General features: G+C 58.8%; 17 protein-coding genes. 14 read left to right on the top strand and 3 right to left on the bottom strand.

All coding sequences use genetic code 11. From position 1 onward, the window contains the following. Positions 1-398 precede the first annotated feature (398 nt). The 13 genes from xylA to H3U90_RS00740 all read left to right on the top strand — a co-directional run bounded on the left by xylA (position 399) and on the right by H3U90_RS00740 (position 20040). The gene (xylA, locus tag H3U90_RS00800; protein WP_198176653.1) at positions 399-1742 is read left to right on the top strand and encodes a xylose isomerase; all 1344 of its coding nucleotides are present in this window, start codon (positions 399-401) and stop codon (positions 1740-1742) included. Positions 1743-2077: 335 nt separating this feature from the next. Then, on the top strand, positions 2078-3004 hold the full coding sequence (locus H3U90_RS00795) for an EndoS/ChiA family endoglycosidase (RefSeq protein WP_198176652.1): 927 nt from the start codon (positions 2078-2080) through the stop codon (positions 3002-3004). Further along, positions 2997-4355: an extracellular solute-binding protein gene (locus H3U90_RS00790; RefSeq protein WP_198176651.1), complete on the top strand. Its 1359-nt coding sequence runs from the start codon at positions 2997-2999 to the stop codon at positions 4353-4355. Before H3U90_RS00795 ends, H3U90_RS00790 begins: the two co-directional genes overlap by 8 nt. Before the next feature lie 44 nt (positions 4356-4399). Then, positions 4400-5290: a carbohydrate ABC transporter permease gene (locus tag H3U90_RS00785; RefSeq protein WP_198176650.1), complete on the top strand. Its 891-nt coding sequence runs from the start codon at positions 4400-4402 to the stop codon at positions 5288-5290. Then, on the top strand, positions 5277-6140 hold the full coding sequence (locus H3U90_RS00780; RefSeq protein WP_198176649.1) for a carbohydrate ABC transporter permease: 864 nt from the start codon (positions 5277-5279) through the stop codon (positions 6138-6140). Before H3U90_RS00785 ends, H3U90_RS00780 begins: the two co-directional genes overlap by 14 nt. Before the next feature lie 13 nt (positions 6141-6153). Beyond that, complete coding sequence (locus tag H3U90_RS00775; protein WP_442859389.1) at positions 6154-7206, top strand: EndoS/ChiA family endoglycosidase; 1053 nt, start codon at positions 6154-6156, stop codon at positions 7204-7206. A gap of 516 nt (positions 7207-7722) precedes the next feature. Beyond that, on the top strand, positions 7723-10872 hold the full coding sequence (locus tag H3U90_RS00770; RefSeq protein ID WP_198176647.1) for an alpha-mannosidase: 3150 nt from the start codon (positions 7723-7725) through the stop codon (positions 10870-10872). A gap of 101 nt (positions 10873-10973) precedes the next feature. After that, the gene (locus H3U90_RS00765) at positions 10974-12275 is read left to right on the top strand and encodes an ABC transporter substrate-binding protein (protein WP_198176646.1); all 1302 of its coding nucleotides are present in this window, start codon (positions 10974-10976) and stop codon (positions 12273-12275) included. A gap of 2 nt (positions 12276-12277) precedes the next feature. Then, positions 12278-13249, top strand: a complete 972-nt coding sequence (locus tag H3U90_RS00760; RefSeq protein ID WP_198176645.1) for a carbohydrate ABC transporter permease — start codon at positions 12278-12280, stop codon at positions 13247-13249. Beyond that, positions 13246-14085: a carbohydrate ABC transporter permease gene (locus tag H3U90_RS00755; RefSeq protein ID WP_198176644.1), complete on the top strand. Its 840-nt coding sequence runs from the start codon at positions 13246-13248 to the stop codon at positions 14083-14085. Before H3U90_RS00760 ends, H3U90_RS00755 begins: the two co-directional genes overlap by 4 nt. A gap of 7 nt (positions 14086-14092) precedes the next feature. Beyond that, positions 14093-15385 (top strand): glycoside hydrolase 5 family protein, encoded by a 1293-nt coding sequence (locus H3U90_RS00750; RefSeq protein WP_198176643.1) that lies wholly within the window; start codon positions 14093-14095, stop codon positions 15383-15385. A gap of 229 nt (positions 15386-15614) precedes the next feature. Further along, positions 15615-16706: a LacI family DNA-binding transcriptional regulator gene (locus H3U90_RS00745; RefSeq protein ID WP_232340541.1), complete on the top strand. Its 1092-nt coding sequence runs from the start codon at positions 15615-15617 to the stop codon at positions 16704-16706. Positions 16707-16827: 121 nt separating this feature from the next. Beyond that, positions 16828-20040: a glycoside hydrolase family 2 TIM barrel-domain containing protein gene (locus H3U90_RS00740; RefSeq protein WP_198177554.1), complete on the top strand. Its 3213-nt coding sequence runs from the start codon at positions 16828-16830 to the stop codon at positions 20038-20040. 19 nt (positions 20041-20059) lie between these two features. Here H3U90_RS00740 and H3U90_RS00735 read toward each other — a convergent pair whose 3' ends face one another. Beyond that, positions 20060-21601: a xylulokinase gene (locus tag H3U90_RS00735; protein WP_198176642.1), complete on the bottom strand. Its 1542-nt coding sequence runs from the start codon at positions 21599-21601 to the stop codon at positions 20060-20062. 194 nt (positions 21602-21795) lie between these two features. Between H3U90_RS00735 and H3U90_RS00730 the strand changes: the two genes are divergently transcribed. Next, positions 21796-23031 carry an ROK family protein gene (locus H3U90_RS00730; RefSeq protein WP_198176641.1) on the top strand — a complete coding sequence of 412 codons (1236 nt, stop codon included), beginning with the start codon at positions 21796-21798 and terminating at the stop codon, positions 23029-23031. A gap of 28 nt (positions 23032-23059) precedes the next feature. Here H3U90_RS00730 and H3U90_RS00725 read toward each other — a convergent pair whose 3' ends face one another. Both H3U90_RS00725 and H3U90_RS00720 read right to left on the bottom strand, forming a co-directional pair. Continuing rightward, positions 23060-23644, bottom strand: coding sequence for an NUDIX hydrolase (locus H3U90_RS00725; protein ID WP_198176640.1), 585 nt, complete (start codon positions 23642-23644; stop codon positions 23060-23062). 3 nt (positions 23645-23647) lie between these two features. Continuing rightward, positions 23648-25198 (bottom strand): aminopeptidase P family protein, encoded by a 1551-nt coding sequence (locus H3U90_RS00720; protein WP_332460605.1) that lies wholly within the window; start codon positions 25196-25198, stop codon positions 23648-23650. Positions 25199-25215: the final 17 nt, after the last annotated feature.

Raw genomic sequence — 25215 nt, 5'->3', positions numbered from 1 at the left:
ATGAGTAGAGGATTGCTCTGCGGCATTTTGAGCTTTCCATGCATGGTGTCTTAGGTTTGCATAGATGTCGAGTTGAACAAATCGCTCAAGCATCTGCCCGTCGGTCATTGCCTTGGCTGGTTTCTTATGCCAAGGCTTGAAACCGGCGGGACAGATTATCGGACCAAAAGGAGTTCGGCTTTCGTCGTCGGGTACCTGTTGGGTAATGGGCCCTATGCGGTGAAGGAGCTTCTTGAAATCAACTGAGTGGAACCAGGGCGGAGATACTGAATCTATATAATTCAACGAATTGACAAAATCGATCCGTCCCTCTACTCTTGATGTTCAGGAGGCAGGAACTGGTTTCCTCCCCTGTGAACGCCGTAAAGGCAGATGCAATAGGCAAAGGAGCATTTCGTATGGGTCTGTGGGACGTCGACAAGATCGAATACGTGGGTCGCCAGGGCGTGAAGGAGGGCCTGGGCTTCCGTTACTACGACAAGAATAAGGTGGTGGCCGGCAAGCCCATGAAGGACTGGCTGCGCTTCGCCGTGGCCTGGTGGCACACCTTTAATCAGGGTCTGGTGGATCCCTTTGGCGATCCCACTGCGCAGAGGCCCTACTACCGCTACACCGACCCCATGGATCAGGCGCTGGCCAAGGTGGATTACGCCTTCGAGCTCTTCACCAAGCTGGGGGTCGAGTTCTTCTGCTTCCACGACCGTGACCTGGCTCCCGAGGGCGACACCCTGCGCGAGACCGACGCCAATCTTGATAAGGTGATCGACCGCATCGAGGCCGCCATGAAGGACACCGGGGTCAAGCTGCTCTGGAACACCTCATCGCTCTTCACCAACCCCCGTTTCGAGGCCGGCGCCGGCACCTCGCCCTTCGCTGACATCTACGCCTACTCGGCAGGCCAGCTCAAGCACAGCCTGGAGATCGGCAAGCGGCTGGGTGCCGAGAACTACGTGTTCTGGGGCGGCCGCGAGGGCTACGAATCCCTCTGGAACACCCGTATGAAGGAGGAGCAGGACCATATGGCCGCCCTCTTCCACATGTGCGTGGACTACGCCAAGGAGATCGGCTTCGACGCGCAGTTCCTGATCGAGCCCAAGCCCAAGGAGCCCACACTCCACCAGTACGATTACGACGCGGCCACCACCATCAACTTCCTGCGCACCTACGACCTGCAGGACAACTTCAAGCTCAACATCGAGGGCAACCACGCCAACCTGGCCATGCATACCTATCAGCATGAGGTCCGCGTGGCCCGCGAGGCCGGATTCCTGGGATCCCTGGATGCCAACCAGGGCGACAAGCTGATCGGCTGGGACATGGACGAGTTCCCCTCGGACCTCTACGATGCCACCGCCGTCATGTGGGAGGTGCTGGCCAATGGGAGCATCGGGCCCCGCGGAGGCCTGAACTTCGACGCCAAGCCGCGCCGTTCCTCCTTCCTGCCCGAGGACCTCTTCAGGACCCACATCGTGGGCATGGACACCTATGCCGCTGGTCTGCTGGTCGCGGCCAAGATGCATGAGGACGGCTATATCGAGCAGTTGCAGCAGGATCGCTACTCCTCCTTCGAATCGGGCATCGGTTCGACGGTCAAAGATGGCACGGCAACGCTGGCCTCCCTGGAGGAGTACAGCCTTGACAAGCCGCAGGCCGAACTGATCGCCGCCGACAAGTCCGACCATCTTGAAGTGGTCAAGGCCACCATCAACAACTACATCGTCGAGGCTCTGGCCCAGGCCTGAGCTCTGACTAAGCATCACTCAACCCTGTACGACGGAATTCGCCTGGTCGTGCAGGGTTTCTTATGCGTTTTTGGCTATCGGTGATTTCCTGTATGTCATGGTCAAGAGACACTCGGATGTGTCTGTGGAAAAACAAAGCGTGTATTTTCTGATCTGAGTAATGCCTAAGGCTTGAGGAATAGCCATTCCTGGCGTTTTTGTATTTCCCTCTTTTTAGGCGACTTTTCTGTGTTTCCGAGGATTTTTGCGGCTCTTGTGTGGTAAGGGGCTATAATGAAACTAAATCGCTTTAGTAGATCATCGGAGAACTACTGCGAACAACATGGAGGTTGTCGATGTCGAATGAGGCAGAGGGCAGGCCAGACAATAATAGTGAAAGTGACGAACCAAGACCTATTTTGGCCGGTTATTACCGCGCCTGGCACGATAACTGCGGAAAGCCAAAAAGGGATTCGATTTCGCTTGGCGATGTGCCCGCAGACCTGGATCTTGTGTCAATCATCACCAATGGAGAAGTCGATAATGATTTTTGGCTTGCTTTGCCGTCCTACATTGAAAAACTCCATGCGCAGGGCACAAAGGTGGTCAGAACCCTGTTTTTGGACTGCCTCTATCGGGATACCTACGAGGATTGCGGCAAAGTCCATACTTTCACCAGGCTTGGCGAAAGAAACGGCGGACCGGATCGCCGTGCCGACGAGATAATTGCCAACTATCTGGAGCCCTTTGACTACGACGGCCTGGTGATCGATGTCGATCATGAACCTGAGTCCGAGCAAATGGCTGCCGTAGCCGAGGTGTTTCACGCTTTGGCAAAGAAGTGGGGACCGGGTTCAGCGTCCTCACGCATCATGATTTTCGATCAGGATATTCTTCTGCCCCAGACCAGCCTGATTGCTCAGGTCTTTCATGATTGCTCCTACTACTTTGCAGACACCTATGGCATGGATGTTCGCCGTATTCAGGGACTTTTCGAGCAGGTTCGCGACTTCGTCCCTGCTTCAAAATTCGTCACTGGTTTTTCATTCTATGAAGAAGGAGGCCCTCGATGGGGTGATGTCACGTATCCGATTGAAGGAAGCAGGGTCAAAGATCTCCTATCCTGGCATCCGTTTGATTCGAACCGCACGGGGGGACTGTTCGCCTATGCAATAGATCGCGATGGGGTTGCCCAAGGCGACGATCGGTTGCGGCGAACCGATTTTAAAACCATGCACTATTTAAAAGAAGAATTGGAGAACAAAGGAGTTTCTCATGAATAAACTAGGGAAGATATCAGTTATGCTGCTGGCCGCTACTACCAGCGTCGGGATTTTATCGGCATGCGGCTCTTCCGAATCGGATAAAAAAACGGTCAAGTTTGCCTACCAGGCCACCGGAGACACCAGTGCCATAAGCAAATGGATGAAAGACGTCAAAGCTCAGTTTGAGTCTGAGAATAAAGGCGCTACTTTGAAGCTGGAGCCTATCAAGTCGAACGGGGATGACTACGGCAGCAAGCTGGCCTTGATGAGCAAATCCGAAAAAACCGCTCCAGACCTCATGATCCTTGACACGGAAATGATCCGTCCCTATGTCGCAGCCGGTTACCTGAAGCCCATTGATGACCAACTGAAAGGGTGGAAGGACTGGTCGCAGTATTTTGACAGTTCCAAGAACGCCGGCAAAGCCGATGATGGAAAAATCTATGCGGTGCCTCTGGGCACTGACACCAGGGGCATCTGGTATAACAAGGACATTCTCAAGAAGGCCGGCCTGAGTGACGACTGGCAGCCTAAATCCTGGGATGAGGTGATTGAAGCAGCGACAAAGATCAAGAAAACGCAGCCTGATGTAATACCGATGAACCTCTATGCCGGCCGTCCTCTGGGAGAGGTCTCCGTCATGCAGGGCTTCGATATGCTTCTTTACGGCACCAAGGGTGGCACACTGTACAACACCAAGACTCAGAAGTGGGTCACTGGTTCCAAGCAATTCAAAGACTCCCTACAGTTCATCAAGGATATTTACAGCAAGGGTTTGGCACCCACGCCCCAGCAGGCTCTGGATCCTCAGCTTGGTGACAAGGTCGGGCAACAGTGGATGCCTCAGTCGAAACTTGGTATGTCAATCGAGGGCAACTGGCTGGCTTCATCGTGGATGCCCGGCGGCGACAGCGAATGGACCGACTGGCAGAAGCATATAGGTTGGTGTGGATTCCCAACTCAGAACGGTCAGAAGCCTGGTCTGATTTCCATGTCTGGCGGTTGGGGCCTGGCGCTGTCCAGCCATACGCAGAATCCTGATCTTGCTTTCAAAGCACTCAAAGTTTTCCAAAATGAGAAGCATGCTGCCGCGTACGACACAATCTCCGGATCGATCGCGGTGCGCAAGGACGTAGAGCAAGACAAGAAGTACCTGGGATCCAATCCCACTATCAAGTTCTTCACGGATTTGGCCAAGTACAGTCAGTACAGGCCGGCGAACTCCCAGTACAAAGAGGTTTCCGACCAGGTCGCCATAGCCACGGAAAGTGTATTGACCGGCCAGAAGTCAGTCAAGGATGCAGCGGCTGAATACGATTCTGCGATAGCCAAAACCGTAGGTGCCGATCATACAGAAGCCGCGAAGTAAACGAATTCCATTCGCGGGTTTTCTTTCGTGACTGAGAGAAGAAAATGAATAGCAGTACAAGAAAGAAATTGATAAACGCTGAGCACTACACCCCGATTCTGCCAGCAGCGGCGATGATGTTGATTTTCCTGCTTGGCCCAATCATATGGTCCCTGTATGCCTCGCTGACCGACTATTCAATGGTTGGTTCAACGGCTGTCAACCCACACTTTGTTGGTCTGAAGAACTATGTGGCGCTCTTTACGGATCCTGTTTTCCCCAAGTCCCTCTGGCTGACCATTCTTCTGATTCTGGCCTCGGCACTAATTGGGCAGAACATATTGGGCATGGTATTGGCTCTACTCAGTCAAAAAGCGCCCAGAAGACTGACGAAGGTCGTTGACTCAATAGTTGTTCTGGCTTGGGTCATTCCGGATATCGTCGGGTGCTACTGCGCCTACGCGCTCTTTGCTGGCGGAGGCACTCTTGACGCTTTGGGCAAGGTGTTGGGAGCCGATTGGTCGGCTCTTCTCTACTACCATCCAATGACCATCGTCATCATTGTGAATGTCTGGCGCGGCACCGCCTTTTCAATGCTCATCTATCAAGCTGCTTTGAACGACATCTCCAAAGATGTTATCGAAGCTGCTGAGATAGACGGTGCGAACGCCTGGCAGTCTTTCTTCAGAATCAAGCTGCCTATCATGCGGCACTCGATTCTTACCAATCTGATGTTGATCACCCTGCAGACACTCTCTGTCTTCAGCATCATCATTGTGCTGACGGGTGGGGGGCCTGGCACGAATTCGAGCACCCTTCCCGTTCTCGCCTACCTGGAGGCTTTCAACTTCTCGAAGTTGGGATACGGAACCGCCATCTCGGTGATATTGGTCGTCGTGGGTGCCCTCTTCTCGGTGCTCTATATCAAGCTGCTAAGGACGAATGATGAAGACTGAAGCCACTCTTGATCCACGGATGAACGCACCACACAGGTATGACTGGATGAAGCTGGTCGCTGCGGTACTGACAGCTCTGATAGGGTTTCTTTTCGCTGCGCCCATGCTCTGGCTGCTGGTGGCCTCCTTCAACACGCATGCAACCTTGTCTTCGTTCAACTTGGGTTTTTCCTTCCAGAACTTCGTCAAGGTATTCAACATGCAGACCTTCGGGTTGCCTATCGTCAACTCGCTGATCATCAGTATTGGCACATCGGTGCTGGTGGTTACTTTTTCGGTCCTGGCAGCCTACCCTCTCTCCAGATTCCGTTCAAAGACCACCAACCGGACCGTCAACGCCATCCTCTTCGCCAGCTGTCTGCCGATTACAGCCATGATGGTCCCTGTTTACGGGATATTCGTCCAACTTCATCTGATTGATTCACTGACCGGGACCGTTCTTTTCATGACTGCCTGCGGATTGCCGCAGGGCATCTTCATGATGAAGAATTTCATGGATTCAGTGCCGGTTACCTTGGAGGAAGCCGCTTGGGTGGATGGAGCCACGAGGATGCAGGCCTTGTTCCATGTAGTCGTGCCTCTGATGGTTCCATCGCTTCTGGTCATCTTTATTTCGGAATTCGCCGGGAACTGGGGGAACTTCTTCGTTCCCTTCATGCTTCTGATGTCTCCGGATAAGGAGCCGGCAGCCGTCAGCATATACACCTTCTTCGGGCAGCATGGCACGGTTGCCTACGGCCAGCTGGCAGCTTTCTCGCTGCTGTATTCGATACCTATTCTGATCATTTATGAAGTAACGAATAGATATATCGGCAACCAAACCCTGCTTGCGGGTGCGGTCAAGGAGTAAAGACGAAGCGTCGATGCTACGGGGAGGAGGGAATCGACATTTTATCTGCTTCAGTAAAAGCGAAGGCAAGCACGAAAAGAGATCAACCATGAAAATCCGGAGATTGTTAACAGCATCAATGGCCGTTCTGGCCTTAGCCGGAACGTCCGCAATAGGGGCTGCCACTGCCTGGGCCGAACCTGCTGTTCAGGGGAAGACCCATGAGATGACCGTCGCCTATTTCAGGGCCTGGAGGGATACGCATTCGGATCCGACTGTCAATTTCAACTCGATGTCAGATCTGCCCAAGCAGGTGGACATTGCTATCGCCTTTCCCAACCCGGAGACCACTCAGACCTTCTGGGACACTCTTCCTGGGCAGATTGAGTCTCTGCACAAGCAGGGGACAAAAGTGATCAGGAGTCTGGATATCAGCCTCTTCTACAAGGATGATTTCAACGACCCCCATGACCATCAGTCTCTTTCGCCCATGGAAAGCAATGCAGAGGGGTACGCCAAACGTGCCAGCGAGCTCAAAAAGTCCTATCTTTACTTCCCTGGACTTGATGGCTTTGTCGTCAACGCCGAGGCGAGTATGACCTCTACCGACGTTGAACGAGCCACTGGGGTTCTCAGGGCCATGTCCCGCTACTACGGCCCCAAGTCACCTGAGCCGAGTTCCATCTTTGCTTATAACACCAACAAGCCTGGGACCAACAGCCTCTATAGGGGAGTGTCCGACGTGGTCTCTTACGTATTCGCCGATGCCTATGGACGTTCGGTCGGAGCCCTCCAGCGGGACTGGGAGACCTACAAGGGTACGATCAAGAGCAGGCAGTATATTCCAGGTTTCTCGTTCTATGAAGAGCGTGGCGGATGGTGGTATGACACCGAAGAGCCAATGTCGACCAGCAGGGCCATGCAGTACGCTCTTTGGGAGCCTGATAACGGGGCCGATGGCGCACAAAAAGGCGGCATTTTTGAGTATGCCGTCGACAGGGATGGAGTACGTCGTGGCGATGACAAGCTTCAGCCTACAACCTTCGAATGGACCAAGGCCCTTTCGGCGGCTATGAATAAGAAGTAACGGCCATTTGAAAAATTGAGGGTCCTTCTGCCTCCTGGCACTCGGACCCTCTTTCATTGTTGGTTAAGTTGCCTTGATTGTTTGGGCTGCATTCCAGGTTTTAGGAGGGGGGAATCGTTGAGTACAAAGTGCCATTTCAACATAGGGGGGGGGGGATAAAGATACGATCTTGGATGTTTGTCGCGGGGAGTTATCAATTCGCGAACAGTGAACAAGAGCCATTTTGAGAAGCCGCAGTATAAGGCTGCAAGTGTTTTTCGGAGGTCATAAGTCTTCCATGGGCCGATGGGCTTTCGCGAAGCGTGTGCAGGTCACAAAATGTTGTGATGCTGCCCTTCGTCAGAAACTCATCCAAGTGGAATGCAGGCTTGCCTCGTTTTGGAACTGGAGAATAGAAGCATGCCATTTTCGTCGACACCATATCTTGACACCATATCTTTTAGATATAGATAGGGTACAATTGTACTAAACCGCTTTAGTAGAGATGCAAAGCGGACCTACGAGGAGGTTGTAAGGATGCAGCTGAAGATAGAACGCGTGCTTGACAAGTGCGATCGTGTCATGCGTCAACGCGTGCTACCGAAGATTGAGCGGCCCATGGGCAAGGTCCAAGTCCGCTCTTTCGTCATTTCCGGGGAACCGATACCGTCATCGGAGTTCTTCGAGAAGGTACAGAGCAAGAGTGTGGACTTCCGGCCTCTCTCCTTGGGGGATACCTGGGGCACGACCTGGGGGACCACCTGGATGGAGGTTACCGGTCGCGTCGATGCCGACTGGGCGACCAGGGCTCCTGTCGAGCTGGTGGTCGATCTGGGTTGGCATCCGGATGCGCCGGGCGGCCATTTTGAGGCCCAGGCCTATAGGAACGATGGTTCGATCATCAAGGCCGTCAATCCTCGCAACCGCTGGATTCCGCTTGACGGCACCGACCTGGACGGGAATCCAATCCATGAAGAAGCTTCGGTCATCAACGCTGATGGAACCTTTACCATCTATCTGGAAGCGGCCTGCAATCCGCTCCTGCTTGGAACCCCCGCATTCGTGGAGACGGAGCTGGGCGAAGGGACCACGGGTCGCGCCGATGAACCCAATGTCCTCAAGCAGATGGATGTCTGCCATTTTGACCATGAGGTATGGAACTACTTCATGGATCTTGAGGTCACAGCCCAGTTGATCCGCGAATGCAACGAGAGTCAACCTCGGTACTGGCGTCTGGGCAAGGCCCTCCAGCGCTCGCTGAATATTTACGATGAGCGTGACCTGGCTACACTCGCGCCGGCTCGACAGGCCCTGGCTGGCGTGCTGGCAGTGCCTGCGACTCCTAGCGCACTGGATCATGCGGCAGTGGGGCATTCCCATATCGACTCCGCCTGGCTCTGGCCCAAGCGGGAGACCAGACGCAAGGTGGCACGGACGGTATCGAACATGCTCGCGCTGATGGAGCGCGACCCTCAATTCATCTATGCCATGAGCTCGCCCCAGCAGTATGCATGGCTGGAAGAAGATCATCCCGATCTCTTCGCCCGCGTCAAGCAACGCATCCAAGAAGGCAGGTTTATCCCCGTCGGAGGGATGTGGGTGGAGTCCGACGGCATGCTGCCTTCAGGGGAGTCGTTGACCCGTCAGTTCACCTATGGCAAGCGGTACTACCGTGAGCATCTGGGGGTAGACACAACCGTCGTCTGGGAGCCGGATAGCTTCGGCTATACGGGCCAGTTCCCGCAGATTGCCCGCCGTGCAGGAATGACTTCATTCCTTTCGCAGAAGATCTCCTGGAATGACACGACCAAATTCCCGCACCATACCTTTGATTGGCAGGGCATCGACGGCACGGCCATCTTCACACATTTCCCTCCCATGGATACCTATGCCTCCAGCATGACGGCCCGGGAACTCAATCACTCCGAAGAGAACTACCAGGACAAGGACATCTCGACCAGGGCCCTGGTCCTGTTCGGCTATGGCGATGGCGGCGGCGGCACTACTAGGGAGATGCTAGGGCGTTATGACCGTCTGCATGACGTTGAGGGGTCGGCCAAGGTCCGGTATCAGGCTCCTGCAGACTTCTTCCGCCAGTCCGAGGAGGAAATCCGCAAGGAGGCCGGTTCCGAAATGCCCGTCTGGAAGGGCGAGCTCTACCTGGAGCTGCACCGCAAGACCCTGACCTCCCAGCAGGATATGAAGCGGGGATGCCGGCAGGAGGAGGCCATGCTGCGCACGGTCGAATACCTGTGCGCCTACGCCGGCTTGGTCGATGACTCCTACACCTACCCCCGTCAGGAGCTGGACGAAATCTGGCGCACGCTTCTGCTCAACCAGTTCCATGACATTCTTCCAGGTTCCGCCATCTCCTGGGTACATAGGCTGGCCAGGGAAGACTACCGCAGGGACATCGCCCGTCTGGAGCAGATCGGCGACGAGGCAGCTTGCGTCATAGCCTCCGCCCAGCCACAGGCTCCCATGGTGTCCGATGCCAAGTTGGTACCCATGGAGGGCAAGGGGCAGACAGCTTGGGAGGCTGTTGGGCCAGTCCATGCCCAGGAGGGGCCTGAGGGCATCCGGCCTGTCCAGGTCAGTCAAGAGGGCGATGGATTCGTCATGGACAATGGTCTTATCCGTGCCGTCGTTGCTTCGGATGGTGAAGTTCATTCCATTCTTGACAGGACCTCCGGCAGGGACCTGGTCCCGCAGGGTTCCTCGGTTGGCGGATACGAGCTCTTCAAGGATGAGCCCTACATGTGGGATGCCTGGGACTTGGAGCGCGATGCCCTGCTGACTGCTTCTCCGGTCGATGACCCAGTCACCGTGGAGGCCTTGGATTCCGGTGTTCGGGTATCGCGTCGGCATGGGGAGACCACCATCGTGACCACAATCGGGTTGACCCCGGGCAGCAGGCAGTTGGACTTCACTGCTGATGTGGACTGGCATCAGGATGAGCAGCTGCTCAAGGTGGACATTCCCGTCGCCGTTCAGGCCAGGTACGCGCAATTCGAGTGCCAGTATGGCTTCATCGATAGGCCCATCCAGAAGAACAACGCCGCTGAAGAGGCTCAGTTCGAGAGCTGCACGCACCGATTCGTCAGGATCAGCGACGACGATCTTGCCGTCGGCGTGGTCAACGCTTCGACATACGGCGGTGATACCACACCGATCCACTACGACGAGAAGGCCGGCAAAGAGGCGGGTACCCTGGTCAGACTGACCCTTCTGTCCGCTCCGGTCTTTCCTGATCCGCATACCGACAGGGGCAAGCACAGTTTTGCCTGGTCCATTGTCCCTGGGGACACCCAGGCCGACATCCTGCAAGCAGCCTACGCCCTCAACGCTCCGGTCTTCCACCATGGACTGCCTGCAGTTGAGCCCCTGGCTGCTGTAGAGGATATTCAGGGCACTACCGTCATCGACTGGATCAAGACGGCTGATGACGACAGCGACGATGTGATCGTCAGGGTCTACAACCCGGATTCTTCGCCATCCAAAGCCAGGTTGCGCACAGGATCAGTTCTGCAGGGTGCGACTGTGAAAGAGACCAATTCCTTGGAGGACGGACCTGTGCCCGAGGGTGTGCGGCCAGGCCTGTGCTCCGAACAGGGTGCACAAGCTGATGGGGCCTTGCTGGATCTTGTTCCCTTCCAGTTCACCACATTGAGACTCTCCAGGCGCTGAATCGCCTGACCAAGGGTGTCTGTCCGGCCGGTTCGCTCGTCGTTTTGGACCGGCCGGAAGCTCCACAAAGAAGTGAGTAGTAAAAAAGAAAGGAAGCTCCGATGAGAGCACTGAAGAAGGTAGCAGTATTGATCTGCGCGACTGCCATGGCGGGTTCGTTGGCGGCGTGCGGAGGAAGTAACAGCAGTTCAGGCGGGTCGAAAGACGGCAAGCCGTCAGGCGAGATCTCCTTCCAGACCTGGAACCTGAAGAACGACAAGTACACTCCGTATTTCAAAAACCTGATTTCGGCCTATGAGAAGTCGCATCCCGGCACCACCATCAAGTGGATCGATCAGCCCTCGGACAACTATGAACAGAAGCTGTCCGCCGACGCAGCAGCCAACTCCCTGCCCGACATCATCGATGCCGGCCCCTCCCTGATGTATGGCCTGGCCAAGGCCGGGGCCCTGATGAACATCAGCAAGGAAGCTCCCAAGGCTGAAAACAACTATTACAAGAATGCCTGGGATGCAGTCACCTTCAAGGGCAAGGACATCGAGGAGGGAGCCTACGGCTTCCCCTGGTACGTCAACGATGGACCGACCTATTACAACACTGAGCTCATGCAGAAGTGTGGACTGGACCCCAACAAGCTGCCTGTGACCTGGGACGACTACTTCTCTCAGGCGGACACCATGGTCAATAGCGGCTGTGGGGCCTACATGTCCACCATGATGGGAAGCTCCGTCGATGACTATGCATCGGCCGGCATCCCCATCATGAACAAGGACCACACCAAGTACGTCTTCAATTCCCCTGATGCCGTCAAGCACCTGCAGCGCTTCGTCGACCTGTATAACAAGAAGGGAATCCCGCCGGAGGCTCTGAGCGCACAGTGGTCTCAGCAGGGCGAGTTCTTCCAGAAGGGCTCCATCGTGGCCATGGGCGGCAGCGCCTACTCAGCGGCGGATTTCAAGCAGAACTCTCCAGACCTGTACAAGCATCTGGCTGTGGGAACCAAGATCAGCGATCAGGGCAAGTCCGCCAGCCTGGCCTTTGAGATGCTGGCCGTCAACGCCCAGACCAAGAACAAGACGCTCGCTCTGGACTTCGTCCAGTATGTGACCAATGCCAAGAACCAGCTGGAATTCGCCAAGAAGTCCAACACCTTCCCCTCCAGCAAGGGCGGTCTTGATGATCCCTACTACGCCAACATCGACACCAGCGATGTTCAGGGCAAGGCCCTGAAGATCACTCTGAACTCCGTAAAGAATGGATACTCAAGCCGTCCTGCCGAGTTCACCGATGCCAATGGCAACCGTTACCTGCAACAGCAGGCCGCTCTGGCCCTGCAGGGCAAGCAGACAGCCAAGGAGTCCTTGGACAAGGCCGTCAAGTACGCCAACGAGAAGCTGCAGTAACTATGCGCCGCACCGACTCTTCCGCCATCCGGCCGAAGGCTTCCGCCCTCGGCCGGCACGGTGGGTCCCAGGCCGGGGTCCAAGGCGGCAAGGGGACCCACTGGACCACGACCCTAGCCCCCTACCTCTTTGTCTTCCCGGCCTTTGCCATCGTCTTCGTCTTCGTCATCGTAGCTGCGCTGAATACCTGCCGGCTGGCCTTTACTGATTCCACGTTGTTGCGCCCGGGCAAGTTCGTGGGCATCGAGAACTTCGTAAAGATTGTGCATGACGACTATTTCTGGACCGCGTTGCTCAATTCCTCACTGTACGTGGTCTGTGTGGTCCCCTTTATGGTCATCCTTCCCCTGATACTGGCCAACCTGGTTAAAGGGAACTCCAGAATCATGGGGTTCTTCAGAACCTCCTTCTACACTCCTGTGGTCATGTCGGCAGTGGTGGTGGGAATGATATGGACCAACCTGTTGGATCCCAAGGGGCTGGTCAATTCAGTTCTGGAGTCCCTGCACATCATCCACAGCCCGATTCCATTTCTCAGCGATCGCTGGCTGATACTGTTCACTTCCATGTTCGTCACCATCTGGCTGGGTCTGGGATACTACATGGTCATCTACCTGACCGCGCTGGCCAACATCGACGTCTCCCTCTACGAGGCCGCCTCACTGGATGGGGCAGGTCCGGTAAGGCAATTCCTGTATGTCACCATCCCAGGAGTGAGATCCACCATCGTGCTGATCATGATGCTGTCCACCATTGCGGCCTTCCGTGTGTTCAACGAGATCTACGTGCTCACCAACGGCACGGCTGGTCCCGGCGGCGAGGACATCACCATGTCCATGCTCATCCAGAGGGAGGGCACGGGCATCCAGGCCAGGACGGGCTATGCCAGTGCTCTGTCACTGATTGTCCTGGTTGTGGTCGGAGCCATGCTGATTCTGCAGCAGATTATCCAGAAGCGGGGGGAGGACTCATGAAAAGCGGTCACTCCAAAGTCACTGTTGGCAAGGTTATTCAGTATCTTGTGCTCATACTGGTCTTCATCCTGCTGGTGGGGCCCTTCGTCTGGGAGCTCTCACTCTCCTTCAAGGGCAAGGGCGACAATGTCTATGCGGTTCCGCCCTATATCATCCCGAAGACGCCCACCTGGAACAATTACATATCCGTCTTCAGGCAGGTTCCGGTCTTCCGGTACATGCTGAACACGGTGATTGTCGCCATTCTTTCCATCGGAGGCAACGTCATCTTCTCAACCATGGCCGGATACGCGCTGGGCCGGCTCAAGTGGCGCGGACGCAACCTGCTCTTCACGATTTTCATGGGCACCATGGTCATCCCCGTCGAAGGTGTGGTCATCTCCCAGTTTCTGATTGTCAGAAGCGTCGGTCTGCAGAACACCCTCTTGGCTGTCGCCCTGCCTGGCATGGTGGGTGCCGTCAACATTCTGCTCATGACCAATGCTTTCAGGGGCATCCCGGACGAGCTTGAGGAGGCGGCCGAGGTGGACGGCGCCAATCTTTGGCAACGGTTCTACCGGATCTGCGTGCCTCAGGTCAAAGGCACCATGACCGTCGTCGGCATCTTCGCCTTCGTGGGAGCCTGGAATGATTTCCTCTGGCCCCTGATTGTCATCTCCGACGAGTCAAACTACACGCTCACTCTGGGCATGAACCGACTCAAGGGTATGTTCATTTCGGATCCCAGATTGATAGCAGCGGGGGCCCTGGTCTCCCTGATACCGATCCTGGTCTTCTTCGCCTGCTTCCAACGCTACTTCTTCCGTGGTCTGGAACAGGGTGGCATCAAGGAATAGCGTTATCATGAAATTTGGAGTCAATTACACCCCCTCCCATAACTGGTTCTATTTTTGGCTGCATCCGGATTGGGATGCCGTCGCCAAAGACCTCGACGACATTGCCTCCCTCGGGCTGGATCATATCCGCATCTTCCCGCTGTGGACGATTCTCCAGCCCAACAGGACCTGGATCAATGATGCAGCCCTGGACGACCTGAGGCATATGGCCGCCCTGGCGGATGAGCGGGGATTGGATGTCTATTCGGATGTGATCCAGGGGCACATGTCCAGTTTTGACTTTGTGCCCTCCTGGCTGGTCTCATGGCATGAAACCAATATGTTTAGGGATTCGGACGCAGTCCAGGCGCAGGCCCGGTTGGTTGCTGCGGTCTATGAGGCCCTGGCGGACCTGCAGCATTTCCGCGGTCTGACCATTGGAAACGAATGCAACCAGTTCACTGACCATGTCCATCCGCGTCGAATGCCTTGCACCTCCGAGGAGGCTGAAGACTGGCTGCAGGAGCTGCTGACTCCGTTGAGGGAGAGGGCATCCCAGGAGGGCCGTGTGCTCCTCCATTCCGAAAACGATGCGACCTGGTATCAGGATGGCCACGCCTTTCTTCCGCGATATGCATCCAACATCGGAGACATGACCTGCATTCATTCCTGGGTTTTCAACGGAGCCGCGCAGGAGTGCGGCCCCTTGGCTGAGGAGAGCACGCGTCATGCCGAGTACCTGGTGGAGCTGTCGAAGGCCTTTGCCAGTCAGCCCCACCGGCAGGTTTGGTTGCAGGAGATCGGTGCACCGCTCAATGTAATGAGTGCAGGGCAGGCCGCTGACTTTTGTAGGTCTTCGGTGGAGCATGCTCTCGATTGCAGCGACATGTTCGGCGTCACCTGGTGGTGCTCGCATGACGTCGACCAGCAATTCGGCGATTTCCCTCCCTTTGAGCATCAGCTGGGTCTGTTCGATCAAGACAAGCACCTCAAGCCCATAGGCCAGGCCTTCGCCCAGGCGGTGAAGGACTACTCAGGCAAGCAGGATTCTCGGCCCAGGCCCACGGCTCTGGTCGTTGATGTGGACGAGCACGATGATCCCCTACTCAGATCTGCCTGCGCGCCTGGCGGGTCCATCTTCAATAAGTGGATGGAACTCAGCCGTCAGGGTGCAAGGCCGACCCTGGTCACCTCCCTGCATGCGGCGGATCGCAGCTGGCTGCAGGACAGGGGCATAAGCGAGTGCATCGCCGTCAAATCTGTTGGCGGAAGCTCCTACAGCGCCGTATCCGACCCATCCCTCCTGCGGAAAAAGTCCTGACCGCGACATACCCGACTTCCAGTTTCTGCTACAGTTTCGTCTGAGGTTAGAATGTGAGCGGTAACAAGCTTTTTGGCCTCAGACGAGGTTGTCGACCATGGTTTTGTGCTGATGAGGGTCTAAGTTAGGGTTAGAGGCCGATATGCGTGTACGCCTAAAGTGTGTGGCAGGCAGTCTGGTTTGCTAAGTCGGCCGAGCCGGATCACGGGTGTCGACGAGGATGGTTGATATGAGGTGGCGCATGGGCGGCGAGTCCGATGGCGGAGAAACAGAAGCCAGGGTCAACCTCAAAGACATAGCCAACGAACTGGGGATATCCCAGACCGCGGTTTCCTTCGCCATCAATGATAAGCCCGGAGTCTCCATCCAGACCAAGCGCAGGGTTCGCGAAGCGGCTGCCAGGATGGGTTGGAAGCCAGTATACGCAGCCCAGGCCTTGGGCAGTTCCAGGACCATGACAGTCGGTTTCGCTCCGGCCAGGTCCATGGATGCCTTCCAAACCGAAGGATTCATGCTGCATTTCATGGCCGGCATCCACGCCTCCCTGAGCCGGTCGGGCTACGGCCTGCTCTTTCGCCCGTGCGCCACGTTGGACGAGGAGCTGGACACTTATCGGGACTGGGCCAGACGCAAGCGGGTCGATGGGGTGGTGCTGGTGGATCTTCTTTCCAATGATCCCAGGCCGCGGCTCCTGCATAATCTAGGTCTGCCCGCAGTCTTGGCCGGGGGGCCGGACTCGGACAACTACCTGCCCTCGCTGTCCATCGACGATTCCAGAACCATGACGACGATCATGAACCATCTGAGCTCGCGTGGGCATGCCCGGATTGCTTATTTGTCGGGGGATGAAAACCTTGACTACAGCCGAGCCCGTGTCTCCTCCTTCAAGGAGTTCGTCCGTCGGAAGAATCTGGGGGAGCCGAAGGTGGAGTTCACGGACTTCATCCCGGATAAGGCCGCCTCACTCACTTTTCGTCTCTCGTCTGGGGACAATCCGTATACGGCTTTTATCTATGAGAACGAGATCATGGCTGCTGCCAGTCTGCGCGTAATGCTGGAAAACAGGATGACGTCCAAAAATGTTGCGGCCTCTGAATCGGCTTATATGAGTCTGCCGGCCATGGTCAGCTTTGAGGACAGCTTCATCTGCCAGAGCACTTATCCCTCCATCACATCGGTCCATCGTGATGCCGGACTCTATGGCACCAAGGTGGCCAACCTGCTTCTGAAGATCTTCCGGGGGGAGCAGGTCGGGGGCAACCGCCGCATCCTGACCCCCAAGCTGGTCATCCGCGAGAGCACGGCGCGTCCGGTTCGATGAAACCCGTGACAACTGCCGGGAATGGTGTGCTATGTAATCGGTATCATGGTCGCATGTGAACGTAAACAGTCATACCTGTGAAACGTCTGCTGCCAAGGCCACCGAGGAGGATGGAGTCGTCATGTTCATACCACGTTATTACGAGGATCCGGCCACGCTGCATGTGGGGACCGAGCCCAACCGTGCCTACTGCATGCCGGCCGGCGCCCCCATGGACACGCGCGGCGATCTGCGCAGGCGCTCCGACCGGTACCTTGACCTGGATGGAGATTGGGATTTTCGCTATTACGCCAGTATCGACCAGCTGGACGCCGAGGTCCAGGCGGCCACCGAGGCCGAGGATCCGGTCTTCTTCCAAGCCGACTACAGCCCTTCCAGGGATGCGGGCCGAGGGGTGTACCAGCCCATCCATGTGCCGGGCGTCTGGCAGACCCAGGGCTATGACAACCCCCAGTACACCAACGTGCGTTATCCCTTCCCCTTCGATCCGCCCAGGGTGCCTGCCGACAATCCCTGCGGCATCTACCTGCGCGCCTTCGATTACGAGCCCGATCCCTCAGCGCCCCGGGCCCTGCTCAATTTCGAGGGGGTGGACTCCTGCTTCTACCTCTGGGTCAACGGTGAGCTGATCGGCTACAGCCAGGTCTCGCACGCCACCAGCGAGTTCGATGTGACCGACCACCTGCGGCCGGGCCGCAACCAGCTGGCCGTCCTGGTGCTCAAGTGGTGCGATGGCAGCTATCTGGAGGACCAGGACAAGTTCCGCATGAGTGGCATCTTCCGCGATGTCTACATCCTGCGTCGGCCCAAGGCACGTCTGCGTGACTGGTTCGTCCACACCGATCTGGACGAGGACATGGGTCATGCCAGGGTGACTCTGGACCTGGATCCGACCGGTGCCGCTCTTGATGTCCAGGCTCTGCTGATCGACCCCGATGGGGCGGAGGTGGCCCGGGCCGAGCTGACAGGCTGCAAGGAGCCCGCGCAATTTGTCCTGGAAGTCGACCATCCCCGTCTCTGGAACGCCGAGGACCCTGAACTCTACCGGCTTACGCTGTCGACCAGGGCCAACGCATCCTACTCCGACGATTCCGGCGAGGTCATCACCGAGTACATCGGCCTGCGCACCATCAGCGTGGACGGCCAGGTTGTCAAGGTCAACGGCAGCCCCATCAAGATCCATGGGGTCAACCGCCATGACGGGGATCCGCGCACCGGCTTCGCCATTGATCAGAAGCAGATCATGCGCGACCTGACCCTGATGAAAGAGCATAACGTCAACGCCATCCGCACATCCCATTACCCCAACAGCCCTCAGTATTACGCCCTCTACGACCAGCTGGGCTTCTACCTGATCGCCGAGGCCGACCTGGAGACCCATGGCATTGAGACCCTCTACCACGGTCCGGACTGGAAGGAGCCAGATTACTGGAATGGCCGCATCGCCGACGAGCCGCGCTTCACCAAGGCCATCGTCGACCGGGTCCAGCGCAGCGTGGAGCGGGACAAGAACCATCCTTCGATTCTGATCTGGTCCATGGGCAACGAAAGCGGATACGGCTGCGGCATCGAGGCGGCCCTGGCCTGGACCAAATCCCGGGACCCCTCCCGTCTGACCCACTATGAGTCGGCCATCCACGGCTCGCCCCGGAAGGATTTGGACTATAGCAATCTGGACATCACCTCGCGGATGTATCCCAGCATCAAGCAAATCGAGGACTACTTCACGCCGGAGGGTCCTCACGGCATCAGCAGCCACGGGGATGACGGAGACGGGGGCCGTCGGCCATACTTCCTCTGTGAATACTGCCATGCCATGGGACTGGGACCAGGGGATCTGGAGGACTACTTCCGGGTCATCCAGGCCTATCCAGGGCTTCTGGGCGGCTGCATCTGGGAGTGGGCCGACCATGCCATCGACCAGGGCAGGGACCGCAAGGGCCGTCGGATCTATACCTACGGTGGCGACCACGGCGAGTACCCCAACGATGCCAACTTCTGCATGGACGGCCTGGTCTACCCCGACCGGCGGCCCCACACCGGCCTCAGGGAGTTCAAGAACGTCTTCCGCCCAGCACGTCTGGTCGGTTACGATCCCCGGACTCGGCTGCTCACCCTGCACAACTATCTGGACTTCACCTTCCTGGATGAATATCTGAGCCTGAAGTGGACCCTTCTGTGTGATGGGGAGCCGGTGGCCTCCGGAACGCCGGAGCTTGACCGGGGGACCGGCCTGCACATCGCCCCACATGCTGAAGGCACCGTGGGTCTGCCGACCATGGATTTGCCCCGGAAGGGCCGTCTGACCCTGCTGGTGGAGTACGCCCTGGCCAAGGCCGACCCGGTGCTTCCCCAAGGGCATCCGCTGGGCTTCGATCAGCTTGAAGCTGTGGACATGGGGATGCCTGAACGTCCTAACGGCGTGGCCAGGGTCATCCGTGCCGATCCCGGCAGTGGGGCCCGGGGCGCCCACCGGCCGGTGGTCAGGCAGACTGATGCACGCTTCGATGTGGAGGGGGCCGACTGGCGCTACGTCTTCAACCGCCGCACCGGCATGGTGGAATCCATGAGCATCGACAACCGTTCCCTGCTGACCGCCCCTATGGGGGTCAATCTCTGGCGGGCCCCCACCGACAACGATGCCACCATCAAGGAGGAATGGCGCAAGGCCGAATACGACCGGGCCAGCACCAGGGCCCTATCCTGCCAGCTGCAGACCGATCAGGAACGGGGGTTGACCACCATCAAGGCCGAACTGTCCCTGGTGGCACCCTTCATTCAGCCCATGGGCACCATCCTTGCCACCTGGACCCTGAGCGACCAGGGTGGGCTGGATTTGAAGATGGAGTTGCATCGGGACCCCGAGTTCCCCTATCTGCCCCGGTTCGGCCTGCGGCTCTTCCTGCCCAAGAGTCTGCAGCGGGTCACCTACTGCGGCTATGGGCCCTACGAGAGCTACCGGGACATGCACCGTGCCAGCCGCTACGGCGTTTTCCATGACACTGCGCAGGGTATGGTCGAGCACTACCTGCGTCCCCAGGAGAACGGCTCCCATTATGGCTGCGACTACATCCTGGTGGAGGATGACCGCTCCCTGCTGCAGGCGGCGGGGGATGGGCCCATCAGCTTCAATTGCTCCCCCTATACGCAGGAGGAGCTGACCGTCAAGGGGCACGACCATGAGCTGGAGGAATGTGGCTCGACCGTGCTCTGCCTGGACTATGCCACCAGCGGCATAGGTTCCAACAGCTGCGGACCCGAGCTGGATCCCGCCTACCGCCTGGATGAAACCGATCTGGTCTTCGGGCTGCACCTGCGGGTCCGTTCCAAGTGACCCTGGCCGGCGGGGCCTTTCATCCCCGCCAGCGCAGGTACTGCCGGTAGACCTGCTCGCAAGGGGCTCCGGTCAGCGTGGTCTCGATGTCCACCGGCCAGGCTGGTGGCTCCTCTTCTCCAGTCAGAGCCCAGGCCGCCTGGCGGGCCGCACCGATGGCCACATACTCGTCCGGCCGGGGCAGCTGCACATCCATGCCCAGTATTCCCGGGGCATAGGCTCTGACCGCTGGGGACTTGGCGCCGCCGCCGACCAGGAGGATCCTGGAGACCGTGGTGCCCAGTCGTTTCAGCAGCTCCAGGCAGTCACGCTGGGAGCAGAGCAGGCCTTCCACAAATGCCCTGGCCAGGTTGGTACGGGTGGTGTTGGCCAGGGTCAGCCCCTCCAGCCTGGCGTGGGCATCAGGCCGGTTGGGGGTGCGCTCGCCGTCGAAGTAGGGGATCAGGGTGATTCCTTCGGCACCCGGCGTGGACTTCTCCGCCAGCTCGGCCAGACCGTCATAATCCGTCCCCAGGGCGGCCAGGCCCGCATCCAGGATGCGTGATGCGTTGATGGTGCAGGCCAGGGGCAGCCAGTGGCCGGTGGCATCCGCGAATCCGGTTACCGAGGCGCTCATGTCATAGGCGGGGACCGGACTGACCGCTGCGGCGACACCCGAGGTCCCCAGGGAGATGGAGACGTCGCCCACCTGCATGGCCAGGCCCAGGGCCGTCATGGCGTTGTCGCCTCCGCCCGGTGCGATGATGCAGCCGCCGGGCACATCCCTGCCGGCGATGCGGGGGTCGGCCTTGGCTCCGACCTGGTGGGGGCCGAGAACCTTAGGCAGAATCACACGCTCAGCCATGCCGTCGGGCAGGGCCATGGCCAGCAGGTCACGCCGATAGCGGTCGGCGGCGGGGTCGTAGTAGCCGGTGCCTGAGGCATCCGAGCGATCAGTGAAGAGATCCTCCAGCCCGGGTTCTGTCCCCGGGTCGGCTGCGGGCCCATGACCGGCGATGACCCAGCTCAGCCAGTCGTGGGGGAGGCATATGGCCGCGATGGCCCTGGCATGGTTCGGCTCCACCCGGCTAACCCAGGCCACCTTGGTGATGGTCAGCGAGGCTACGGGGGAGGAGCCCACGGCACGAACCCAGGCCTGCCTGCCCCGCGTGGCCAGGTCCTGATCAGGGTCCGGGTCCTTGTCTGACCTATCGTTTTCCGCCTGGTAGCTTTCAGCCTCGTCGGTCTTGGATCTGGCCAGTTGGATGATGAGATCGTCGGCATCAGGAGCCGAACGCGTGTCGTTCCAGAGCAGGGCATCCCTGATCACCTGCCCCTGGCGGTCCAGCAATACCATGCCGTGCTGCTGGCCGCCCACGCTGATGGCCGAGACATCGTTCAGGCCTCCCGCCTGGGCTGAAGCCTCCTGAAAGGCCTTCCACCAGGCCATGGGATCGACGCTGGTGCCTGCCGGGTGAGGAGCCTTGCCGAAGCGGACCAGCCGACCGGTCCGGGCTTCGGTGACCCTCACCTTGCAGGACTGGGTCGATGTGTCCACTCCCGCCACCAGGATCTCATTCATGTCAGCCTCCTCGCTTTCCGGGCTCCTGTCTGTGGAGTACTCCATCATAGTATCTCAATTATTAAATCGATAAACTAAATGGCCTTGCTCCGGGTGCCTCTCAATTGCTGACCTGCCGTCGGGCTGGAACGTAAGATGTTGAAGAGGCCCAGGATTCAGCGGGCCTATCTTCCCTCATGAAAGGTTGCTGAACCGTGACTGCCCTGCGCTCCATCAATCAGGATGATCTGAGGAACCACAACCTCTCGGTCATCATCGACACCATTCTACGGTCGCCTACCTCGCTCAGCAGGGCGGATCTGGCCAAGGCCACAGGGCTGACCAAGGCCACCATGTCGCTCCTGGCGGGGCTCCTGCTCAGGAATCGGGTGGTGCGCGAGGAGGAGCCTGACACCTCACAGAGCAGCCACGGCCGACCCAGCACCCCGCTGTCCATCGCACACGGACGCTGGGCCGGCCTGGGCCTGCAGATCAACACCGATGGCTACGGCTGTCTGGCCATGGATCTGGATGGGACCCTGATCGATTCGGCCTGGGTCAAGGACGATATGCACGAGGCGGAACCCGATCAGGTCTTCGCCAACCTGGAGAATCTGACCAAGCCCATCGAACGCAAGCTGTCACGTCGGCACTACCACACAGTGGGTTCGGGTCTGGCCCTGCCCGGACTGGTCGGCGGTGACACCACCCTGCTCATGGCCCGCAACCTGGGATGGGAGCGTCTGGATCTGCAGGACTTCCCCCTGGTTCGCCGCCTGTCTCCAACAGTGGGCAACGAGGCGCGTCTGGCGGCCCTGGCGCAGATACCCGGCTACGCTGCCCAGCGCCCAGACGGCGGAGATGAGGGGCCGCTTTCACCCACCGACTCCTTTATTTACATCTCGACGGACATCGGCATCGGCGGGGCCGTGGTGCGGCGCGGGACCGTCGAGACCGGGGATCATGGGTTCGCCGGTGAATTGGGACATGCCTCGGTGGATCTGAATGGACCCACCTGCCGTTGCGGCCGCCGCGGATGTCTGGAAACCTACGCCGGGCGCAGGGCCCTGGTTGAGGCCGCCGGCATCGCCACCGGAGCCGAGGCGGTCACGCCCCAGGCCATGGAGGAACTCTACCAGCGCTGGCAGCAGGGTGACACCAAGGCCGTCGATGCCATCGACCGCGGGCTCGACGCCATGATCTCGGTCATCGCCTCAGCCATCAATATTGTGGATGTGGACACGGTCATCCTGGGGGGATTCTGGTCGCACTTCGGGGGAAACCTGGCCCAGCGCCTGCAGAATCGCCTTAATCAGCTGACCCTGGGCCGGGATGCCGTTGACATCCGTGTGCTTATCCCGACCCAGGCTGACTATCCAGCCCTCAAGGGGGCGGCGCTGGTGGGCCTGCGGCGCTTCATCGACGATCCGCTGGATTTCTTCGAGGACTGAGCCGTCAGGGACTGAGCGGCCCAAAGGTTCAATGGTCAGCCTGAGACCGGTCGAAATCGGACTGGTGGAAATCGGCCTGGTCGGAATCTGCGGGCAGCTGCCTGCCATTGACCCTGAAGAGGGCGTGGGCGTCACCGCCTTGCAGGCGCTTGAGATAGGTTCGAGCCCGGGTCATGCGTTCCACAGTGGTCTGGGCCAGAGGGGCCGGGAGTTGACCGGGGTCGAACCAGCCGACTGACAGGCTCTCCTCGTCACCCACGAAGGGGTCGGTGTTGCCGCTGGAGTCTGGCCGACAGATGAACAGATGATCCATGTACATGGTCCGGTCACCGTTGGCATAGGTGACCACCTCCCGGGAGGATGTGACCGCCGCCAGGTCGGTGACGATCACATCCACCCCGGTTTCCTCCTTGACCTCGCGGACCACGGTGTCGGCCGGATCCTCGCCGGGCTCGTTGATTCCGTAGACCAGGGCCCACTGGCCGGTATCGGAGCGCCGGCCCAGCAAGACACGGCCCTGGTTGTCGCTGACGAAAGCCGTGACACCGTTCAGCCAGAGCAGGTCATGGCCTATGGATCGGCGCAGTCTGAGCACGAAGTCAGGAGTGGGCATATATCAGTCCCGGTCCGGGTCGGCCAGCGCAGCCCGCTGCGCCATCCAGGCCTCCACCTCTTCCACGGTCTTGGGGATGCCTGCAGACAGCCACTGGGGCCCCTGCTCGGTCATGAGCACGTCGTCCTCCACGCGGACGCCGATGCCGCGGAACTCCGGGGGCACCAGCAGGTCGTTCTCCTTGAAGTAGAGCCCGGGCTCGATGGTGAAGATCATCCCAGGGGCGATGGGGGCACCCTGGTAGGACTCGTACCTGGCCTCCGCGCAGTCGTGCACGTCCAGACCCAGGTGGTGGGCGCATCCGCAGGCGTGCCAGCGGCGGTGTTGCTGGCCCTGGGGGGAGAGGGACTCCTCCACGCTGACCTTGAGGATGCCCCACTCGTGCAGGGTTTCAGCCAGCACACGCATGACGGCATGATGGATGTCCGAGTAGGTGGCGCCGGGCTTGGCGGCCTCAAAGCCGGCCTGCTGGGCCTTGAGCACGGTCTGGTAGATCCGCTTCTGCAGGGGGCTAAAGGTGCCGCCTACGGGGAAGGTGCGGGTGATGTCGGCCGTGTAGAGGCTGTTGACCTCCACGCCGGCGTCGATCAGGAGCAGGTCGCCCTTCTGGACGGTCCCGTCGTTGCGCATCCAGTGCAGGATGGGGGCGTGCTTGCCCGAGGCGATGATGGACCCGTAGCCCACGTCATTGCCCTTCTCACGGGCGTTGGCGTTGAAGACGCCCTCCAGCATCCTCTCGGAGCGGGGCTTGCCCACCACCTGGGGCAGGTGGGTCAGGATACGGTCGAACCCGGCCTTGGTGGCGTCGATGGCCTTGCGCATCTCGCCCACCTCGTAGTCGTCCTTGATCATACGGGCCTCGGAGGTGAACTCCTCGAGCTTGTCGTCGGCTTCCTCATTGCGGTCCGGACCGCCGATGCCGTTGGCCTTGCGGGCGGCCTCCACCTGGTTCAGGACCTCCTGGTCGGCGGTGCGGATCACACGCAGCTTGACCGCACCCTGGTCCGGTCCCAGATCCTTGGCGATGGCATCAGGGAAGGAGGCGATGTCCTTGGTGGGGATGCCGGTCATGACGGCCAGCTCCCGCAGCCCGGCCCGGGGACCCACCCAGTACTCCCCGTACTGTGAGGACCGGTAGTAGTCGCGGGTGGACTGATCGGCCCGGGGATGGACGAAGAGCTCAGGGGTATGGGTCAGGCCCTTGGCGGCCTCGGGACTGTCGGGGTCCACCGGGTCCAGGACCAGGATGGCTCCGGGTTCGTAGTCCTCGCCCAGGCCCGTGTAGTAGGCGAAGGTGGTGTCTGGGCGAAAGGCGTAGTCGTTGTCGTTGTTTCGGGTCTTGTAGGAACCGGCGGGAATGACCAGGCGTTCGCCAGGGAAGCGTTTACCCAGTTCACGCAGACGGCGCTCAGTGTATTTGCTGGACTCCAGCGGCTCGATCTGCGGCTCCTGGGCCTGCCAGCCGGTGGTCATGAACTTCTGGAAGGCGGGGGAGTTGGGGCGCAGGGTGCGGTTGTTCACCCGGTCCTCCATATTCTGCTCATCCAGGTCCACATTCTTGGGATCGGTGT

The sequence above is a fragment of the Bifidobacterium sp. W8103 genome, assembly GCF_016100775.1.
Lineage (GTDB): Bacteria > Actinomycetota > Actinomycetes > Actinomycetales > Bifidobacteriaceae > Bombiscardovia > Bombiscardovia choladohabitans.
Note: the sequence above shows the minus strand (reverse complement) of the source record. Positions and strands in the feature narration are given on the sequence as shown.

Excerpts from the sequence above, each read along its gene's own strand:
- xylA (WP_198176653.1), top strand. The coding sequence starts at position 399 with ATGGGTCTGTGGGACGTCGACAAGATCGAATACGTGGGTCGCCAGGGC.
- H3U90_RS00795 (WP_198176652.1), top strand. The coding sequence starts at position 2,078 with ATGTCGAATGAGGCAGAGGGCAGGCCAGACAATAATAGTGAAAGTGAC.
- H3U90_RS00790 (WP_198176651.1), top strand. The coding sequence starts at position 2,997 with ATGAATAAACTAGGGAAGATATCAGTTATGCTGCTGGCCGCTACTACC.
- H3U90_RS00785 (WP_198176650.1), top strand. The coding sequence starts at position 4,400 with ATGAATAGCAGTACAAGAAAGAAATTGATAAACGCTGAGCACTACACC.
- H3U90_RS00780 (WP_198176649.1), top strand. The coding sequence starts at position 5,277 with ATGATGAAGACTGAAGCCACTCTTGATCCACGGATGAACGCACCACAC.
- H3U90_RS00775 (WP_442859389.1), top strand. The coding sequence starts at position 6,154 with ATGCTACGGGGAGGAGGGAATCGACATTTTATCTGCTTCAGTAAAAGC.
- H3U90_RS00770 (WP_198176647.1), top strand. The coding sequence starts at position 7,723 with ATGCAGCTGAAGATAGAACGCGTGCTTGACAAGTGCGATCGTGTCATG.
- H3U90_RS00765 (WP_198176646.1), top strand. The coding sequence starts at position 10,974 with ATGAGAGCACTGAAGAAGGTAGCAGTATTGATCTGCGCGACTGCCATG.
- H3U90_RS00760 (WP_198176645.1), top strand. The coding sequence starts at position 12,278 with ATGCGCCGCACCGACTCTTCCGCCATCCGGCCGAAGGCTTCCGCCCTC.
- H3U90_RS00755 (WP_198176644.1), top strand. The coding sequence starts at position 13,246 with ATGAAAAGCGGTCACTCCAAAGTCACTGTTGGCAAGGTTATTCAGTAT.
- H3U90_RS00750 (WP_198176643.1), top strand. The coding sequence starts at position 14,093 with ATGAAATTTGGAGTCAATTACACCCCCTCCCATAACTGGTTCTATTTT.
- H3U90_RS00745 (WP_232340541.1), top strand. The coding sequence starts at position 15,615 with ATGAGGTGGCGCATGGGCGGCGAGTCCGATGGCGGAGAAACAGAAGCC.
- H3U90_RS00740 (WP_198177554.1), top strand. The coding sequence starts at position 16,828 with ATGTTCATACCACGTTATTACGAGGATCCGGCCACGCTGCATGTGGGG.
- H3U90_RS00735 (WP_198176642.1), bottom strand. The coding sequence starts at position 21,601 with ATGAATGAGATCCTGGTGGCGGGAGTGGACACATCGACCCAGTCCTGC.
- H3U90_RS00725 (WP_198176640.1), bottom strand. The coding sequence starts at position 23,644 with ATGCCCACTCCTGACTTCGTGCTCAGACTGCGCCGATCCATAGGCCAT.